The 2,277-nt window shown below is 44.3% G+C and carries 1 protein-coding gene and 1 pseudogene; both read right to left on the minus strand.

Annotated elements, in window-relative coordinates; translation table 11 throughout:
* Positions 1 to 495 (minus strand): annotated as a pseudogene (locus VLN09_RS04600) (short-chain oxidoreductase); the annotation flags it as partial.
* A 336-nt stretch (positions 496 to 831) separates the two neighbouring features.
* Positions 832 to 2,259 carry an MFS transporter gene (locus VLN09_RS04605; RefSeq protein WP_325244133.1) on the minus strand — a complete coding sequence of 476 codons (1,428 nt, stop codon included), beginning with the start codon at positions 2,257 to 2,259 and terminating at the stop codon, positions 832 to 834.
* Positions 2,260 to 2,277 lie beyond the last annotated feature (18 nt).

Genomic DNA, 2,277 nt, shown 5'->3' on the forward strand with positions numbered 1-2,277 from the left:
TTCGAGTTGCTCGTAAGTGAGCGTGTCAACTGGTATTGGTAGGTTGGGTGACAGCCGCTGGGCTTGGGTCTCATTGATTAAAGTGTGACGCAGCTCTTTGATAAAGCTGTCTTTTAAGGACGCATCTGTTATCTTCAATAAAATATCGCTGATGACATGCTCAAGTATGGCATCGCTTGCGTTGCCATCAACAACTCGCTGGACGTTTTGGCTATTAAAACGAATGAGATCAAAACTATAATGAATATAACCTTGCGCGCAGTAACTGACGTTGTCAGTGGCTTTTATGGTAAAGTCTAAAAGCGCTTTGTCATGGTTGACGTTGGCATTTGTATAGTCAAAATCAATAATGTTTTCATACAATAACGCTTGCAACAGTTGTTTGATGACCCGTTGCTCTGTGCGCTGCATGGCTCGATAATCTATCGGCGCTTGCCACGGCTTGGTAACATCAGTCCTGCTATTGCTTGTGCTTTGATCTACTTGATGATGCATATATAAATCTCCTTTCTAAAAATAAAAAGTAAACGACCATACTATTAACCTAGCCAAATCATTAACCCAATCAAACTATTAAAGCGAATGAGAATCAGTTACGTATATAAGGTAAAAAAAACTTCTTACGGTTTTTTTACAGGCTTGTTTGATAGGTTGCAAGTGACTTGCATATAGTCAATCCAGCATAAAAATGGTACACCCACTAATGATGTTCTACTGGTATAAATTTTCCTCGCTGGCTGTTCGCAAGCGTGACAGATGCTTCATAAAATTCACACCAGCAGAACTGCGACCTTTTAAAAGTGGGTTAACTATACTGCTAAAAACATACTGCTAAATGGATGATGCCGTCTTTGGTAATTGCCGCGCTGAAAAGACCGTCAAAAACAAAATCACAGCCAAGATGACAAAAATCTCTTGGATAGCGGTACTGATGCTTTGCGCGCTGCCAGCTTCTAACAACTGCGCACCGCGTCCTGCCACATAGACCGTCATCAACGTTATAAAAATAGTAGAGACAATTCGGCGGCTGATATTGTTGAGTGCGGCTCCTTCCGTGACCACTTCTTTGGCCAAGCTACTAAAACCTACCGCGGTGGTTGGCAGATACGCTAGTCCAACGCCCACACCTTGTATACTCATGACCGTAATCAACAGCCAAATCTTCGGCTCATACAAGCACCATGCCAGCATCAGCATAGACAGCGCGCTAATCACAATACCCAAAATACCCATACTTCTAGCGCCATAGCTATCTACTCGCTTGCCTGCAAAATGGGTCGTGACACTAGACACGAGTGTCGATATCATCAAAATAACGCCCGTCCATAGCGCACGTTCGCCCATCACCTTTTGCACCAATATAGGCAATAACAACAGGCCTACCATCAGACCCAAAGTCTGAGTAATGCTGATAATCGTACTGTGTAAATACACTTTGTTATGAAACAAACGCACGTTCAATAACGGCTGACTCTGACGGTGCTCATACACCCACCAACCTGAAAAGGACAAGAAAAACACAGCAGCTAATAGGCTTGTTCCAACCATACTGGTTAGGCTGGCATGAAAATCTGTCTTAAGCGTACTCAGCCAAGTCATCAACGCCAGCAGCCAAACCAGCAAACTTATAAACCCAATGGCATCAAACGTGCTAGAAGCCTTAGGCGCTTGGATATTAGGTAACAATAGCCACACCATGACTATGACCAACGCGCTCAGCGGCAAAGTAATCGCGAACAATGTCCACCACGCAAATTGCTCCACCAAATAAGCCCCTATCAACGGGCCAAATGCCAATGACATCATAATTACGATGCCCCATAGCGCCATCACTCTGCCATGTCGATGCTGCGGATAAATCTGATAAAGTATACCAATAGACAAAGGGATAATCAGACCACCACTCAGTCCTTGTACAGCGCGAGCCACAATCACCATCGCCATACTAGGTGCCAACATACCAATCACTGAACCCAGCATAAACCCTATGATAGCGAGCGAATACACGGTCTTAAACGCAAACTGTTTATGCAAATAACCACTAAGCATTAGCCCCACGCTCATAGACAGTATATAAGCGTTCAACACCCAACCACCCATTACAATATCGACTGCGAACACCGACATAAAGACGGGAATAGCAGGATTGAGGGCACTATTGCTAAAGCTGACCACTGTACCACCAAGCAATAGCGTCAACAGTACCTGACGCACTTGCTTTTCTGTCAGTTCGTGACTGCTATCCAGTGAGGGCATCATCTAAGTCATCGCTCCATA

This window comes from Psychrobacter sp. (genome assembly GCF_035469765.1).
Classification (GTDB): domain Bacteria; phylum Pseudomonadota; class Gammaproteobacteria; order Pseudomonadales; family Moraxellaceae; genus Psychrobacter.